Annotated in this window: 14 protein-coding genes; 7 read left to right on the forward strand and 7 right to left on the reverse strand. The window is 67.2% G+C overall.

The window, feature by feature from the left end; translation table 11 throughout:
• Positions 1-136 precede the first annotated feature (136 nt).
• From KB874_RS18060 to KB874_RS18090, 7 genes are all read left to right on the forward strand, one after another.
• Positions 137-820 (forward strand): adenylate kinase, encoded by a 684-nt coding sequence (locus KB874_RS18060; RefSeq protein WP_212537968.1) that lies wholly within the window; start codon positions 137-139, stop codon positions 818-820.
• 110 nt (positions 821-930) lie between these two features.
• Positions 931-1,224 carry a DUF4212 domain-containing protein gene (locus KB874_RS18065; RefSeq protein ID WP_212537969.1) on the forward strand — a complete coding sequence of 98 codons (294 nt, stop codon included), beginning with the start codon at positions 931-933 and terminating at the stop codon, positions 1,222-1,224.
• A gap of 5 nt (positions 1,225-1,229) precedes the next feature.
• Positions 1,230-3,014 carry a sodium:solute symporter family protein gene (locus KB874_RS18070; RefSeq protein ID WP_212537970.1) on the forward strand — a complete coding sequence of 595 codons (1,785 nt, stop codon included), beginning with the start codon at positions 1,230-1,232 and terminating at the stop codon, positions 3,012-3,014.
• Between the two features lie 174 nt (positions 3,015-3,188).
• Positions 3,189-3,740 (forward strand): dihydrofolate reductase family protein, encoded by a 552-nt coding sequence (locus KB874_RS18075; protein WP_212537971.1) that lies wholly within the window; start codon positions 3,189-3,191, stop codon positions 3,738-3,740.
• 9 nt (positions 3,741-3,749) lie between these two features.
• Positions 3,750-5,573 (forward strand): DUF294 nucleotidyltransferase-like domain-containing protein, encoded by a 1,824-nt coding sequence (locus tag KB874_RS18080; protein ID WP_212537972.1) that lies wholly within the window; start codon positions 3,750-3,752, stop codon positions 5,571-5,573.
• A 27-nt stretch (positions 5,574-5,600) separates the two neighbouring features.
• On the forward strand, positions 5,601-6,107 hold the full coding sequence (locus tag KB874_RS18085) for a hypothetical protein (protein WP_212537973.1): 507 nt from the start codon (positions 5,601-5,603) through the stop codon (positions 6,105-6,107).
• On the forward strand, positions 6,104-7,510 hold the full coding sequence (locus tag KB874_RS18090) for a 3'-5' exonuclease (RefSeq protein WP_212537974.1): 1,407 nt from the start codon (positions 6,104-6,106) through the stop codon (positions 7,508-7,510). The genes KB874_RS18085 and KB874_RS18090 overlap by 4 nt, the downstream gene beginning before the upstream one ends.
• On the opposite strand, the gene KB874_RS23225 is transcribed toward KB874_RS18090, so the two are convergent.
• The 7 genes from KB874_RS23225 to boxC form a co-directional block, all read right to left on the reverse strand.
• A complete protein-coding gene (locus KB874_RS23225; protein ID WP_212537975.1) occupies positions 7,507-8,523 on the reverse strand; it encodes a 3-hydroxyacyl-CoA dehydrogenase family protein in 1,017 nt (338 codons plus the stop codon). The genes KB874_RS18090 and KB874_RS23225 overlap by 4 nt on opposite strands.
• The gene (locus KB874_RS18100) at positions 8,520-9,440 is read right to left on the reverse strand and encodes a helix-turn-helix transcriptional regulator (protein WP_212537976.1); all 921 of its coding nucleotides are present in this window, start codon (positions 9,438-9,440) and stop codon (positions 8,520-8,522) included. Before KB874_RS18100 ends, KB874_RS23225 begins: the two co-directional genes overlap by 4 nt.
• A gap of 83 nt (positions 9,441-9,523) precedes the next feature.
• Positions 9,524-9,940 (reverse strand): acyl-CoA thioesterase, encoded by a 417-nt coding sequence (locus tag KB874_RS18105; protein ID WP_212537977.1) that lies wholly within the window; start codon positions 9,938-9,940, stop codon positions 9,524-9,526.
• An 88-nt stretch (positions 9,941-10,028) separates the two neighbouring features.
• A complete protein-coding gene (gene boxA, locus KB874_RS18110; protein ID WP_212537978.1) occupies positions 10,029-11,210 on the reverse strand; it encodes a benzoyl-CoA 2,3-epoxidase subunit BoxA in 1,182 nt (393 codons plus the stop codon).
• Between the two features lie 70 nt (positions 11,211-11,280).
• Positions 11,281-11,448: a hypothetical protein gene (locus tag KB874_RS18115; RefSeq protein WP_212538249.1), complete on the reverse strand. Its 168-nt coding sequence runs from the start codon at positions 11,446-11,448 to the stop codon at positions 11,281-11,283.
• 130 nt (positions 11,449-11,578) lie between these two features.
• Positions 11,579-13,030, reverse strand: a complete 1,452-nt coding sequence (gene boxB, locus KB874_RS18120) for a benzoyl-CoA 2,3-epoxidase subunit BoxB (RefSeq protein WP_212537979.1) — start codon at positions 13,028-13,030, stop codon at positions 11,579-11,581.
• A gap of 51 nt (positions 13,031-13,081) precedes the next feature.
• The gene (gene boxC, locus KB874_RS18125; RefSeq protein ID WP_212537980.1) at positions 13,082-14,743 is read right to left on the reverse strand and encodes a 2,3-epoxybenzoyl-CoA dihydrolase; all 1,662 of its coding nucleotides are present in this window, start codon (positions 14,741-14,743) and stop codon (positions 13,082-13,084) included.
• Positions 14,744-14,817: the final 74 nt, after the last annotated feature.

Below are 14,817 nucleotides of genomic sequence, written 5' to 3' on the forward strand. Positions count from 1 at the left end.
TCGGGCAAGATCATGCGCCGCATCCTGCGCAAGATCGCCGAAAACGACTTCGGCGCCCTCGGCGACACTTCAACCCTCGCAGACCCAGCCGTCGTCGACGACCTCATCGAAAACAGAATGAACAAGGGGTGAGATCATGAAGGACTCCATGACCACCGCCCCCGTCCTGATCCTGCTGGGCCCGCCGGGCGCCGGCAAGGGCACCCAGGCGCGGATGCTGGAAGACGCTTTCGGCCTCGTCCAGCTCTCCACCGGCGACCTGCTGCGCGCCGCCGTCGCGGCGGGCACCGAGGCCGGGCGCAAGGCCAAGGCCGTGATGGAGGCCGGCGAACTCGTCAGCGACGACATCGTCATCGCCATCCTGCGCGACCGCCTGGCCGAGCCGGATTGCGCCCGCGGCGTGATCCTGGACGGGTTTCCGCGCACCGCGGTGCAGGCCAAGGCGCTGGACGCGCTGCTGGCCGAGACCGGGCAGAAGATCGACGCGGCCATCAGCCTCGACGTCGACGACGCCGCCATGGTCGAGCGCATCGCCGGCCGCTATACCTGCGCCGGTTGCGGCGAAGGCTGGCACGACAGTTTCAAGATGCCCGCCAAGGCCGGTGTCTGCGACAAGTGCCACGGCGCGGTGTTCAACCGCCGTGCCGACGACAACGCCGAAACCGTGGCGTCGCGCCTTGATGCATATCATGCACAGACCGCACCTCTTATCGCTTACTACGAGCAGTCGGGCGCGTTGTCGCGCATCGACGCCATGGGGAGCATCGAGGACATCGCCGCAGGGTTGGCGGCGATCGTGAGAATGGCAACGGCCCGCTGAGGGCCGTGTCGGGATGTTCCCTGCAACTCCAGGGAATGAACAGGACGCGCAATTCCACCCCGCGAGGGTTGTGAGCGGAGTTGCGTCAATGGAGGAAGAGGAGGACCGCCATGGCGGATCAACTATCACAAACCGCGCGACACGCCGCGACCCAGAAGGACGACAAGGCCTACTGGGCAGCGAACGTGCGCATCATTCTCATCAGCCTGGTGATCTGGGCGCTGGTCAGTTTCGGCTTCGGCATCCTGCTGCGCCCGATGCTGTCGGGCATCGCGGTCGGCGGCACCGACCTGGGCTTCTGGTTCGCCCAGCAGGGATCGATCATCGTCTTCCTGGCGCTGATCTTCTTCTACGCCTGGCGGATGAACAAGCTGGATAAAGAATTCGGCGTGGACGAGGAATAAGGGACATGGATCAGTTTACCATCAACCTGCTGTTCGTGGGCGCGTCGTTCGCGCTCTACATCGGCATCGCGATCTGGGCCCGCGCCGGTTCCACGTCGGAATTCTACGCCGCAGGCCGCGGCGTGCACCCGGTCACCAACGGCATGGCGACCGCAGCCGACTGGATGTCGGCCGCGTCCTTCATCTCGATGGCCGGCCTCATCGCCTTCACCGGCTATGACAACTCGACCTTCCTGATGGGCTGGACCGGCGGCTATGTGCTGCTGGCGCTGCTGCTTGCGCCCTACCTGCGCAAGTTCGGCAAGTACACGGTGTCCGAATTCATCGGCGACCGTTTCTACAGCCCGACCGCGCGCCTGGTGGCCGTGATCTGCCTGATCATCGCCTCCGTGACCTACGTGATCGGCCAGATGACCGGCGTGGGCGTGGCCTTTGGCCGCTTCCTCGAGGTCAGCTCGACCACCGGCCTGCTGATCGGCGCGGTGATCGTGTTCGCCTACGCCGTGTTCGGCGGCATGAAGGGCGTGACCTACACGCAGGTGGCGCAGTACGTCGTGCTGATCACCGCCTACACGATCCCGGCGGTCTTCATCTCGCTGCAGCTGACCGGAAACCCGATCCCGGGCCTCGGCCTGTTCGGCGACCACCAGGCCACGGGCGAGCCGCTGCTGGCGACGCTTGATGCCCTGCTGCGTGACCTCGGCTTCAACGAGTACACGACGCATAACGGCGACACGTTCAACATGGTGCTCTTCACCCTGTCGCTGATGATCGGCACCGCCGGTCTGCCGCACGTCATCATGCGGTTCTTTACCGTGCCCAAGGTGTCCGACGCCCGTTGGTCCGCCGGCTGGGCACTGGTCTTCATCGCGCTGCTCTACCTGACGGCCCCGGCCGTGGGCGCGATGGCCCGCCTGAACATCACCGACATGTTCTGGCCGAACGGCGCACAGTCCGAACCGGTGAGCCTCGAGCAGATCGAGAACGACCCGCGCTACGACTGGATGGCGACCTGGCAGAAGACCGGCCTGCTGGGCTGGGAAGACAAGAACGGTGACGGCAAGATCGCCTACTTCAACGACAAGAACCCCGATGCGGTGGCCAAGGCCGAAGCCGCGGGCTGGGGTTCGGCGAACGAGCTGACCAACTTCAACAACGACATCCTGGTTCTGGCGAACCCGGAAATCGCGAACCTGCCCAGCTGGGTGATCGGTCTTGTCGCCGCCGGTGGCCTTGCCGCCGCGCTGTCGACCGCCGCCGGTCTGCTGCTGGCCATCTCCTCGGCCGTCAGCCACGACCTGCTGAAGGGTCAGCTGACGCCGAACATGTCGGAAAAGACCGAACTGCTCTCGGCCCGGATCGCCATGGCCGTCTCGATCGCCGTGGCCACCTGGCTGGGTCTCAACCCTCCGGGCTTCGCGGCGCAGACCGTGGCACTGGCCTTCGGCCTTGCGGCGGCGACGATCTTCCCGGCGCTGATGATGGGCATCTTCACCAAGGTGAACAGCAAGGGCGCCGTGGCGGGCATGCTGACCGGCCTGGTGGTGACGCTGGTCTACATCTTCCTGCACAAGGGTTGGTTCTTTGTCCCCGACACCAACAGCTTCACCGACGCTGACCCGCTTCTGGGCAGCATCAAGTCGACGAGCTTTGGTGCCGTGGGTGCGGCGCTCAACTTCACGGTGGCCTTTATCGTGTCCAAGATGACTGCGCCGATCCCGCGCGAGATCGAGGAACTGGTGGAATCGGTGCGCATCCCGCGCGGTGCCGGCACCGCCGTGGACCACTGATCGCGTCGCGTGACATCATGGACGGGCCGCCTGAAAGGGCGGCCCGTTTGTTTTTGACAAGGCGTCCCATGTGCGACAGCGCGCGTCCGGAACCGCGTCGCCTTGCCCCCTGCCCTTTCCTGCGCCCGCCGACTATGGCAAGCCTGACCGCGACGCCCTATACCGAGGATCCCGATGACCGACACCCCGCGCATCACAGGCCATGTCTTCATCGCTACCAGTCTCGACGGGTTCATCGCACGCGATGACGACGGGCTCGACTGGCTGATGAAACAGCCGGTGGAGGACGAGGACCACGGCTATGACGCCTTCATCGCGCGGATGGACGGGGTGGTGATGGGCCGCCGCTCTTTCGAGCGGGTCCGCGACCTGCCGGACTGGCCCTATGACAAGCCCGTCGTGGTCGTCAGCCAGAGCCTCGATCCCGCCTTGCTGCCGGACAGCCTGGCAGAGCGCGTCCGCATCACCCGCGCCACGCCGCTGCGCCTGATGGAGGCGTTGCAAGAGGAAGGTTGGAGCACTGTCTATGTCGATGGCGGCAAGTTGATCCAGTCCTTCCTGCGGGCCGGGCTGATCCACGAGATGACCATCACCCGCGCGCCCGTCCTGCTTGGCGGCGGCGTGCCGCTGTTCGGCCTGCTGGAAGAGGACGTGGATTTCGACCTGATCGAGACGCGCGCCTTCAGGTCTGGCCTGGTTTCCACCACCTACCGCCTGCGAGAGTAAGGACATCCCATGCCGCTCGACCGCGCCGCCCTGCACCGTTTCCTGCGCTCCGTGCATCCCTATGACAGCCTGGCCGAGGAGGCGCTGGACGACTTGCTGCCGCGCTTCCGCCCGATGGAGCTGGCCGCGGGCGAGGACATCTATACGCTGGGAGAGCCGCTGGACGGGCTCTACCTGATCCATTCCGGCAGCGTCGAGGTGCGCGACGGCAACGGCGCGCAACTGTCGATCCTAGGGCCGCGCAATTCCTTCGGGGAACGGGGGCTTGCGCGCGACGGGCTGGCCGTTACCTCGGCCCGCACGCTGGAAGACTCGGCCCTGCTGGTCCTGCCGCGCGCCGATTTCCTGCGACTTGCAGAGACCGAACCGCAGGTCAAACGCTTCTTCGACCGTCAGCGCCCGGCCAAGCCGAAACGCGCCGACCTGGCCACCAGCCGGGTCGAGACGCTGATGACCGCCGCACCCCTGACCTGCGCACCCGACGCCACCGTGCAGGAAGCCGCAAAGGCGATGGCGGCCAAGCATGTCAGCTCGATCTGCGTGACCGAGGGCGAGGCGCTGCGCGGGATCCTGACGATCCGCGACCTCTCGGCCAAGGTGGTCGCAGGCGCCCTGCCCGCCACGACGCCCGTCCGCGCCGTGATGACCGAGGGGCCGCAGACCCTGCCGCCTTCGGCGATCGGCTCAGACGTGCTGCACATGATGATGGAGCGGCGCATCGGCCATGTCCCCGTCACCGAGGGCGGCAAGCTGGTGGGCATCGTCACCCAGACCGACCTGACCCGCTTCCAGGCGACGACCTCGGCCGAACTGGTGCGCGACATCGCGACCGCTGCCGACGCGCTGGAAATGGCCCGCGTCACCGCCCGCATCCCGCAATTGCTGGTGCAACTGGTGGCGGGCGGCAACCGGCACGAGGTGGTCACGCGCCTCATCACCGACATCGCCGACGCCGCCACCCGCCGCCTGCTGGCGCTGGCGGAACGCAAGCTCGGCGCGCCGCCCGTGCCCTACCTCTGGCTCGCCTGCGGCTCGCAGGGGCGGCAGGAACAGACCGGCGTTTCGGATCAGGACAATTGCCTGATCCTCGACGATGCCGTGACCGAGGCGCAGATGGGCTATTTCGCCGAGTTGGCCAAGTTCGTCTGCGACGGGCTGGATGCCTGCGGTTACATCCATTGCCCCGGCGAGATGATGGCCACCAACCCGCGCTGGTGCCAGCCGCTGCGGGTCTGGCGCGGCTATTTCGCCAACTGGATCGCCAAGCCCTCGCCCGAGGCGCAGATGCTGGCCAGCGTCATGTTCGACCTACGCCCCATCGGCGGCGCCGAGCGCCTGTTCGCCGACCTCCAGGCGGGCACCCTGGCAGCGGCCTCGAAGAACTCGATCTTCGTGGCGCACATGATCTCGAACGCGCTCAAGCACACGCCGCCGCTGGGGCTGTTGCGCGGCTTTGCCACGATCCGGTCGGGCGAGCACAAGAACACTCTGGACATGAAGCATAACGGCGTCGTGCCGGTGGTCGACCTGGGCCGGGTCTATGCGCTGCAAGGCAGGCTGACGCCGGTCAACACCCGGGCGCGGCTGGAGGCGGCGCAGGCGGCGGGCGTGCTCAGCCAGTCGGGCGGGCAGGACCTGATGGACGCCTACGACCTGATCGCCGAGACGCGGCTCAATCACCAGGCGGACCAGATCCGGGCCGGAGGACGACCGGACAACTACCTGTCGCCCTCCAGCCTGTCGGATTTTGAGCGAAGTCATTTGCGCGACGCCTTCGTCGTGATCAAGTCGCTGCAATCGGCGCTGGGACACGGCAAGGGGGCGCTGGGATAAGCGCGAAAGACGCGCAAGGGAGGAGCGATGTTTCTGGAACTGATCGCCGTGTTCATTGCCGGTTTCGCCGGCGCGGGCGCGGTCATGCTGCTGAACCGCCTCACGGGCGGGCGGCTGCCCCGCTGGCTGGTCCCGATCGGCGCGGGCGCGGCCATGCTGGGCACCACGATCAGCAGCGAATACAACTGGTATGGGCGAACCGTCGATGCCCTACCCGAGGGCGTGCAGGTGGCCCAGACGGTGCAGACTTCGGCCGCGTGGCGGCCCTGGAGCTATGTCTTTCCGGTCACCGAACGCTTTTCCGCCGTCGACATGGACAACCTCAGGCCCAACAGCGCGCAGGACGGGCTGGTGATGGCCGATGTCTATTTCTTCGGCCGCTGGAAGGCGGTACAGGCGGTGCAGATCCTCGTCGACTGCCCGACCCGGCGCCGCGCCGACCCCGCGCTGGGCGACGGCTCTCCCCCCGTCTGGCGCGACGTGCCGCCCGATGATGCGGTGGTGACCACCGTCTGCGGGGCGCCCGCGTCATGACCCGGCTCAGCCTGCGCCTGCGCGTGTTCCTCTTCTTCGTGCTGCTGGCGGCGGGTGGCGTGTCGATCGTGCTGGGCGCGCTTTACGCCGGGCACGCCCGCGCGCAAGAGACCGACCCCGCCACCGGCTTCGTCTTTGCCGGCACGCTGTCCCTCTTCGGGCTGGTCGGGCTGACCACCGCCATCTGGTTCCTCTTCGACGAGAACGTGGCCAAGCCGATCCAGCGGCTTGCCACCAGCCTGCGCGCCCGCGCCCATGCCGGCGCCGGGCAGGATCTTGACCTGCACAGCGCGCGCTATCTCGGCGACCTCGCCCCCGCCGCCCGGGCCGTGGCCAGCGCCCTGTCGGACAGCGCGATGCAGGGGGCGCAGCGCCTCGCCTCGGAAACCGCCCGGATCGAAGCGGAAAAGGCCCGCCTCACCGCGTTGCTGACCGAGATCCCCGTCGCCACCCTGCTGGCCGATGCGCAGGGGCGCATCGTGCTCTATGACGGACAGGCCGCCGAGGTGCTGGCCCAGCAGGGCGTACCGCGCCTGGGCGCAGCCCTGTCCGAGTATTTCGATGCGGGCGACTTGTCCTCGGCCCGGCAGCGGCTGGCAAAGAAGGGCAAGGAAGTCAGCGCGATCCTGCGCGGACAGGATGGCCGGCAGACCTACGACATCCGCCTGCGGCCGCTCGATGGCGGCGCGACGCTGATGGTGATCGACGCCGCCCATGTCGAGATGGCGCCCGATGCCGCCCGCCCGCTGGTCTTCGACTTCGACCTGATGGGCCAGAGCGTGCCCGAGGCGGTCGAAGAGACACCCCTGCGCCAGCTGGTCTTTACCGTCTTCGACACCGAGACGACGGGCCTCTTGCCGCACAAGGACGAGATCGTGCAAATCGGCGCGGTGCGCATCGTCAACAGCCGCCTCGTGCCCGGCGAGACGATCGACCAGCTGGTGGATCCCGGCCGCCCGATCCCGCCTGCCTCGACCGCCGTGCACCATGTCAGCGACGCGATGGTGGCGGGCAAGCCCGACATCGTGGCGGCTGGCCGCAAGCTGCACGATTTCGCCCGCGGCTCGGTCATCGTGGCCCATAACGCACCGTTCGACATGGCGTTCCTGCGCCGCCACGGCGCGCGGATGCAGCGGCAATGGGACCACCCGATCCTCGACACGGTGCTGGTCTCGGCGGTGCTGTTCGGCACGACCGAGACGCATACGCTGGACGCGCTCTGCCTGCGGCTGGGCGTCACCATCCCGCCGGAGTTGCGTCACACCGCGATGGGCGACGCCCGCGCCACCGCCGAGGTGCTGCTGCGGATGCTGCCGATGCTCGAGGCGCAAGGCGTCCGGACCTTCGGCCAGCTGCTGGAGGAAACCCGCAAGCATGGCCGCCTGCTGAAGGACATGAATTAGGCCCGCGCCAGCCAGCGCGGCAGCGCCCGCAGGCCCGCCGCCTGCATCGCCGGGCCAAGTGAAGCGCCCAGCGCCACCGCCTGCGCCAGCGGCCCGCCAAGGCGCGCCGGATAACCAATGCCCAAGACCGCCACCCGGTCCAACACCTGCGGATCGGCGCCGTCCAGCGCGCAAGTGGCCGCCTGCTCCATCAGCGCCAGCGTCACGCGGCCCAAAGCCTCGTCTGCCGGGATGGATCGCTGTGAAACCCCGGCGAACCAGGCCTCTTCCCGGACCAAGTCCTCGATCAGCGGATCGACAACCCGCCCGCCCCCACCGGGATAGCGATACCAGCCGACGCCGCCCTTGCGGCCCAGCCGCCCCTCGGCGACCATGCGCGGCACCACAGGCGCCATCGCCTGCAGCCGCGCCCGGCGCCTTGCGAGGCAGGTATCCACCCCGTCCTCGTCCTGCCGCTCGAACGGACCGGCGGCGAACCCCGCCGCCACCAGCGCCTCGTCGAGTTCCCAGGGCACGGCACCGGACAGCGCCAGCGCCTCGGCCGCGCCATCCATCGCGTCGGCCATCGGACCGGCCAGCCCACCGGGCGGCGCGTCGACCGGCCGGAAACCCAGGTGCAATGCCAGCGCCCGCGCGGCCTCCGGCGCACCGAAGAGTTCGGCCACGCCGCCGCAGATCGTGAACGCCGCGCCCAGCCGCACCGCACCTGCGGGCAAAGCCTCCTCCCAGCCCGGCGCCGCCAGCACGAGCGCCGCCTCACCCAGCACGCCCCTGTCGACGCCGACTGTCAGGGCAGGCAGCGCAGCATGCTGCGCCATGTCCGCCACCCGCGCCGCATCCACCGCGTCCGCCTCGACCAGATCCACGGCCAGTCCTGCCCGCGCGATCCGCAGTGCAAGGCCCAGCGCCTCACCGCCGGCCACGGCGACCCTCGCGGGAACCGAAGCCGCGTCCGCGACAGGCGCGACCGGCAGCGTTGGAACAGAGATGCCGGGCCAGGCCCAGACGCTCATGACCCGAGAAAGCCACGCGCCCCGATCAGACGCAGCAGCGCCTCCAGCGAAGTCTCGACCGTCTCGCCCGACGTGTCCAGCTGCGCATGGGCCTGCTCATACAGTGCCTCGCGGCTGGTCAGGATCGAGCGCAACTGCGCCATCGCTTCGGGATTACCGGCCATTGGCCGCTCGTCGCCCTGCGCGCGGACCCGCTCCATGTGCTCCGGGGCGGTGGCCTTGATCCAGATCGTATGAAAGCGCGACAGCAGCCGGTTGTAGGTGGCGGGTTCCGCCACGATCCCGCCTGCCACGGCCAGGATCATCCGGTCATGCGTGGCAATCACCCGGTCCAGCGCATCGGATTCCAGCTTGCGATAGCCTTCCTGGCCATACAGCGCCATGATCTCCTCGACCGGCATACCCCCTGTCGTCTCGATCTCGCGGTTCAACTCGACAAAAGGCACGTCCAGCGCCGCCCCCGCCAGCCGCCCCAGCGTCGACTTGCCCGCGCCGCGCAGCCCCACCAGGCAGACGCGCTGCGCCCGCAGGCTTTCCGGCGTCTCGCGCGACAAGGCCCGCAGAACGGCGGCGCGCGTCTCGGCATCCGCCGACCGGAACCCCTCGGCCACGCGCAGCACCTCGGACCGCCACGGGTCGTCCTCGCCCAGCAACCACTCGATCCGGTAGTCCAGCGCCATCGCCACGCGCATCAATAATCCGATCGAGATATTGCCTTCTCCACTCTCGATCTGCGCCAGGTAACGCGGCGAGACGCCCGACATCTCCGACAGCACCCGGCGCGGAATGCCGCGCCGCTCGCGCGCGTAGCGCACCCGCTCGCCCACGCGCGCCATCAACGCCGCCACCGCCTGGTCGATCAGCGCGGCGCTGGTGGCCGGTGCAACCCGCCCGTCGAATGTGGTGATCTCTGCCATGCCTGCACCGTTTATGAACTATAGTGCATAGTCTAGGCGAAATTTCAGGCAGGTCACGCCCCGCAATGCGGTTTTCCGCATCCTCACGGCAGAAGAGGCACAACGATGTCCCGGATGTCGTCCGGCGGGGCGCATTTCCGGAAATCCTGCGCCACGACGAAGACGCAGGTGAACCGACCCTCGAAACACAGGACCCGGTCCTGCCGGCCAAGCACCTCGAACGAGATCGAGGTCTCGCCCAGCCGCACCGGCCGCACCGCGCACAGCAGGCGATGACGCGGCGTGATCGGCGCGCGGAAGTCGAGGGTCATGTTGACAAAGGGCGTTCCCAGCCCTCGATCAAGTTCCAGCTGGTACCAGCCCTCTCCCAGGTGATGCTCCCACCAGGCGTTGATGGCATCCAGCGCGAACCACGGGATGCGCGCCGTGTAGACGATCTTCGCGGGATCGCAATCGCCCCATGTCACCCGGATTTCATGCACGAACCCGTCGCCGCTCATCCCTGCCCCTCGTTTCCACTGACCTCAAGTATCGCGGGGGAGTCGCGGAACGCAACGGGGGCAGAGCCCCCATGCCCCGACTGGCGCCCTAGTAGGTCTCGACGTGATAGCGCCCCTCGTCCCGCATCACGTCGCGCAGCGCCACCCAGGACTGTCCCATCGACTCGGCGACGCTGGTAAAGGCGCGCTCGACGCCATCCTCCATGCCGCGCAGGCCGCAGACATAGACATGCGTCCGGGGATCGGACAGCAGTTCGGCCACCCGCTCTTCCTCGGCCATCATCCGGTCCTGGACGTATTCCTTGGCCTCCCCCACCCGCGAATAGACCAGGTGCTTTTCCAGCAGGTCCGACGGCACCTTCTTCAATGGGCCGAAATAGGGCAGGCTTTCAGGGGTCCGCGCACCGAAGAACATCACCATCCCGCCCGACCGGCCGCCAACCGTGCGGTTGCGGCGCATGGTGAAGGCGCGCATCGGCGCCGATCCGGTGCCGGTGCAGATCATCAGCAGCCGCGCCTGCGCATCGTCGGGCAGCAGGAAGGTTGCGCCGAAGGGGCCGGTGACCTGCACCGTGTCGCCGGGCTTGAGGTCGCAGACGAAATTGGAGCAAAGGCCCCCCCCCTCGCGTTTGACCGTCAGCGAGACGTTGTTGTAGCCCGGCCGCTCGCCGTCGCGGGGCGAAGACACGGAATAGAGCCTAGGCAGATGCGGATTGCCCTCGGCGTCCTCGCCCGGCGGGATGATCCCGATGGACTGACCCTCCAGAACCGGCATCGGCAGGGCGCCGAAATCGAGGATGATGTGGCGCACGTCGTGCTCCGGATCGTCGGTCAGCCGGTAATTGCCTTGCACCTTCGCCGTCGCGGGCTTGCCCAGCGTATAGAGGTTGACCGAGGGCTTGGCCGCGCTCGCCGGCGCCCGCGACTTGCCGCCGGCGCCCGCATGCGCCTCGGCCAGCAGGGCGGCCATCGCCTCGTCCAGCGCCTCGATCCCTCCGGCCGAGGCCTCGCCCAGATCCTCCTGCGGGGGCAGTTCGTCCCAGCCGTATTGCTCGTCCAGCGAATAGGGCGTGGTCACCACGCGCCATTCGTCGATCGAGCCGGTCGGGCAGACCGGGATGCAGTCCATGCAGGAATTGCAGGTTTCGGGATCGACCACGACGTTGGTGTCGTCATGCTGGATCGCCCCGATCGGGCAGGTCATCTCGCAGGTATAGCAACGGATGCAGATTTCCGGGTCGATCAGGTGCTGTTTCACCGGGGCGGTCATGGCGTCTCCTTCCAGTCCGGTGCTTTCGCACCGGTCACGCGTGTCACGTTCGTCCTGGAACGGAGGTGGTTCAGGCCCGGCGCAGGATCGCGTCGGGCACCGACAGTGCCTCGATCAGCGCCGCGCAGAGACCGGTGCAGCCCTTGCAGCCGATGCACGGCCCCTGGATGGCGACAATGTCCTCGCCCAGCGCGCGGGTGCGCGGGGCATGGCCGATCAGGCGGTCGGTCTTCATCATGGGTGCTCCCTGTTCGCGTGGAGAGGCCGATGCCGCAGGATAGCCGTTCCGGACCGTCCCACCTTGTTCCAGATCAAGTTTCGGGCCGCCGCGCACATGGCAGCGGCCCGGGTCGGAGTCAGGCCCGGGGTCAGGCCATGTGCAGCTTGACGTATTCGAAATCGCCCGGCTTGTTGTCGATCCCGACCTTGGGCGGGGCGATCCAGCTGGCGTATTTCCCGGGCTCGTAGCAGGGTTTCATAAGCGACTGGATGAAATCACCGTCGCCATGGGTGGGCAGCCAGTGCGGCAGACCACGGTCATACTCGTCGCCGGTAACAAGGTTGCCCTCGGGGTCGAAATCCTTGCCGGCAAAGACGCCGATCTTGCGGTTGAAGGCCTGGTGCGGCAGCTTCAACTCGAACTCGATCCCTGCCTTCTCGATGATCTTGTTCCAGCGGCCCACACCGCCGCTCGCATCGCGGATGTAATCGTCACGCAGGCGCATGTTGATCGCGGTCAGCGCCGGCACATCGCGTTCCACCAGCACGCCGTCCACGATATCCAGCACCTTGTAGGTGTCGCCGGTCAGGCGGTGGTCGTCCTGGATCCGCGTCTCCATGTAGCGGCCCTTGATGCCCGCGTTGAAGGCATTGGCGGCGTTGGTCGACACCTCCTGCCCGAAGAGGTCGAGCGACAGCGTGTAATGCAGGTTCAGCTTCTTCTGGATCGTCGGCAGGTCGATCACGCCCAGGCTGCGGACCTTGTCGGTGTCGTAGGGATCGGAAATGCCCGCCTTGACCATCGCTTCACAAGTTGCCTGGATGGTGCGGCCCACGCCGGTCTCGCCCACGAACATGTGGTGCGCTTCCTCGGTCAGCATGAAGCGGCAGGTGCGGCTGAGGGGATCGAAGCCCGACTGTGCCAGCGACTCAAGCTGCATCTTGCCGTCGCGGTCGGTGAAATAGGTGAACATGAAGAAGGACAGCCAGTCCGGCGTCTCTTCGTTGAAGGCGCCCAGCATGCGCGGCGCCTCTTCCGATCCCGAGGACCGGCGCAGCAGGTCGTCCGCTTCTTCGCGGCCGTCCTTGCCGAAATACTTGAACAGCAAATAGACCATCGCCCAGAGGTGGCGGCCCTCTTCGACGTTCACCTGGAACAGGTTGCGCATGTCGTAGAGCGACGGCGCGGTCAGGCCGAGGTACCGCTGCTGTTCCACGCTGCCCGGTTCCGTGTCACCCTGGATCACGATCAGGCGCTTCATCAGGTTGCGGTATTCGCCGGGAACCTCCTGCCAGGCCAGTTCGCCCGCATGTTCGCCGCAGGGAATGCGCCGGTCCTCGACCTGCGGCGCCAGCAGCACGCCCCAGCGATACTCCGGCATCTTCACGTAGTCGAACTTGGCCCAGCCCTTCGGGTCCACCGAGACGGCGGTGCGCAGGTAGACCATCGACTCCTGGAAGTTCTGCGGGATCAGGTCGTTCCACCAGTTGATGTAGCCGGGATGCCAGCGCTCCAGCGCCTTGAGCACCTTCTTGTCCGAGGACAGGCCCACGTTGTTGGGGATCTGGGTGTCATAGCTGACATTGATCAGGTCGAGCATCGGTTTTCTCCCTCGACGGATGACGCACCCCGAGGGGCGCCGCCACGTTTGTCACACACGTTCCATGTTGAATTCGCCACGCTGGCCGGTGCCGTAGCGTTGCAGCGCGCCCGCCTCGCCGACGGCATTGGGGCGGGTGAAGATCCAGTTCTGCCAGGCGGTCAGCCGGCCGAAGATCCGCGTCTCCATCGTCTCGGGCCCGGCAAAGCGCAGGTTCGCCTCCATCCCCGTCATCGCGTCGGGGCTGAAGCTCGCGCGCTCCTCGAGGAAGATACGGATCTCGTCCTCCCAGTCGATGTCGTCGAGGATCATGGTCACGAGACCAGCCTCGTCGGCCGCTTCGGCCTCCAGCGCCTCGCCCTTCGACGCTTCGGCCCCCGCCAGCGCTGCGTCGTCGCCGAGGAAACGCGTCTGCAGGCGCGTCAGCCCGTTGGCCATCGGCATCGGGCCGAAATTGGCATCCGACAGCGTGACCGTGGCCATCGGCCGGTTGTCGCCCTCGAACTCGTCTTCCATCATGTAGCTGCGGTCCACCGCCCATAGTATCTCGGCCAGGATGCCCGCGAAACAGGACCCGTGCTCGACCAAGGCCACCATGCTGCGCGATGTCACGTCGATCCGCTTGAGCACGCGCTTCCAGTATTGCAGCACCTCGCCCGCCAGCCAGTGGTCGCGGTTGGCCATCAGCAGCGCCTCGTGCGCCAGCAGGGTTTCCGGGTCGCCCTGCGTCTTGAACACCATCAGGCCCAGTTCCGGCTCGTTCAGCCGCAGGTGCAGGATCGCGTCGTCCAGTTCCCGCGCCGCCCGCAGCATCCACGCCTGGTCGCCTTCGGCCGTGAAGGCCGCAATGTCGGCAGGCGGGTCGCCCTCGGGGCCGTGGATCGTTATGCTCGCGGTCCGGCCCTTGCGGTCGGCCTGCACCTCGACCGTGGAATAAGTGACAGAGCCATCCTCATGGAACGTCCGGTCGAGCGCGGTCAGCACGATGCCCTTGTCCACGTCCGGTTTCGTCGAGGACGCCGCGAAGTCGCGGGCGCGGGCATCCACCGTCTCGTCGAATTTCGAATTCGGGATCACCTCGTCCACCAGCTTCCACTCCTGCGCGCGCTTGCCCCGCACGCCCTCTTCGGTCGAGCAGAACACGTCCGCGAGGTCACGGCGCACCTTGCGCTTGTCGGTGACGCGGGTCAGCCCGCCGGTTCCGGGCAGCACCGCCAGCAGCGGCACCTCGGGCAGCGCCACGCTGGAGGACGAGTCGTCGGTCAGCATGATGTGGTTGCAGGCCAGCGCCAGTTCATAGCCGCCCCCCGCGCAGGCCCCCTTGATCGCGGCGATGTATTTCTGGCCCGAGTCCACCTCAGCCGCTTCGAACGTATTGCGCGTCTCGTTGGTGAACTTGCAGAAATTGACCTTGTGGGCGTGCTTGGCGCCACCCAGCATGCGTATGTTGGCGCCGGCGCAGAACACCCGGTCCTTGGCCGAGCGCATCACCACGACCTTCACCTCGGGATGCTCGAAACGCATCCGCTGCACGATGTCGGCCAGCTCGATATCCACGCCCAGGTCGTAGCTGTTGAGTTTCAGCTGATAGCCGTCGAACAGGCCGCCATCTTCGTCCACGTCCATGAACAGGTTGGCCACCGGACCGTCGTATTCGACCCGCCAGTGGCGGTAGGCGGACGGGTCCACCTGAAAGTCGATTCGCTTGGTCATGGCCGCGCCTCTCCGTTCCGAGTGATTGCACTATAGTGCATTTCTCTCATATCACAACAGCCATCCGGCGGGAT

It is taken from the genome of Thetidibacter halocola (assembly GCF_018224955.1).
Classification (GTDB): domain Bacteria; phylum Pseudomonadota; class Alphaproteobacteria; order Rhodobacterales; family Rhodobacteraceae; genus Thetidibacter; species Thetidibacter halocola.

What these genes read in the sequence shown, in the direction of transcription:
- KB874_RS18105 (WP_212537977.1), bottom strand. Translation starts at nt 9,940, where the DNA reads ATGAGCGGCGACGGGTTCGTGCATGAAATCCGGGTGACATGGGGCGAT.
- KB874_RS18065 (WP_212537969.1), top strand. Translation starts at nt 931, where the DNA reads ATGGCGGATCAACTATCACAAACCGCGCGACACGCCGCGACCCAGAAG.
- boxB (WP_212537979.1), bottom strand. Translation starts at nt 13,030, where the DNA reads ATGCTCGACCTGATCAATGTCAGCTATGACACCCAGATCCCCAACAAC.
- KB874_RS18080 (WP_212537972.1), top strand. Translation starts at nt 3,750, where the DNA reads ATGCCGCTCGACCGCGCCGCCCTGCACCGTTTCCTGCGCTCCGTGCAT.
- KB874_RS18115 (WP_212538249.1), bottom strand. Translation starts at nt 11,448, where the DNA reads ATGATGAAGACCGACCGCCTGATCGGCCATGCCCCGCGCACCCGCGCG.
- KB874_RS23225 (WP_212537975.1), bottom strand. Translation starts at nt 8,523, where the DNA reads ATGAGCGTCTGGGCCTGGCCCGGCATCTCTGTTCCAACGCTGCCGGTC.
- KB874_RS18090 (WP_212537974.1), top strand. Translation starts at nt 6,104, where the DNA reads ATGACCCGGCTCAGCCTGCGCCTGCGCGTGTTCCTCTTCTTCGTGCTG.
- boxA (WP_212537978.1), bottom strand. Translation starts at nt 11,210, where the DNA reads ATGACCGCCCCGGTGAAACAGCACCTGATCGACCCGGAAATCTGCATC.
- KB874_RS18100 (WP_212537976.1), bottom strand. Translation starts at nt 9,440, where the DNA reads ATGGCAGAGATCACCACATTCGACGGGCGGGTTGCACCGGCCACCAGC.
- KB874_RS18070 (WP_212537970.1), top strand. Translation starts at nt 1,230, where the DNA reads ATGGATCAGTTTACCATCAACCTGCTGTTCGTGGGCGCGTCGTTCGCG.
- boxC (WP_212537980.1), bottom strand. Translation starts at nt 14,743, where the DNA reads ATGACCAAGCGAATCGACTTTCAGGTGGACCCGTCCGCCTACCGCCAC.
- KB874_RS18075 (WP_212537971.1), top strand. Translation starts at nt 3,189, where the DNA reads ATGACCGACACCCCGCGCATCACAGGCCATGTCTTCATCGCTACCAGT.
- KB874_RS18085 (WP_212537973.1), top strand. Translation starts at nt 5,601, where the DNA reads ATGTTTCTGGAACTGATCGCCGTGTTCATTGCCGGTTTCGCCGGCGCG.
- KB874_RS18060 (WP_212537968.1), top strand. Translation starts at nt 137, where the DNA reads ATGAAGGACTCCATGACCACCGCCCCCGTCCTGATCCTGCTGGGCCCG.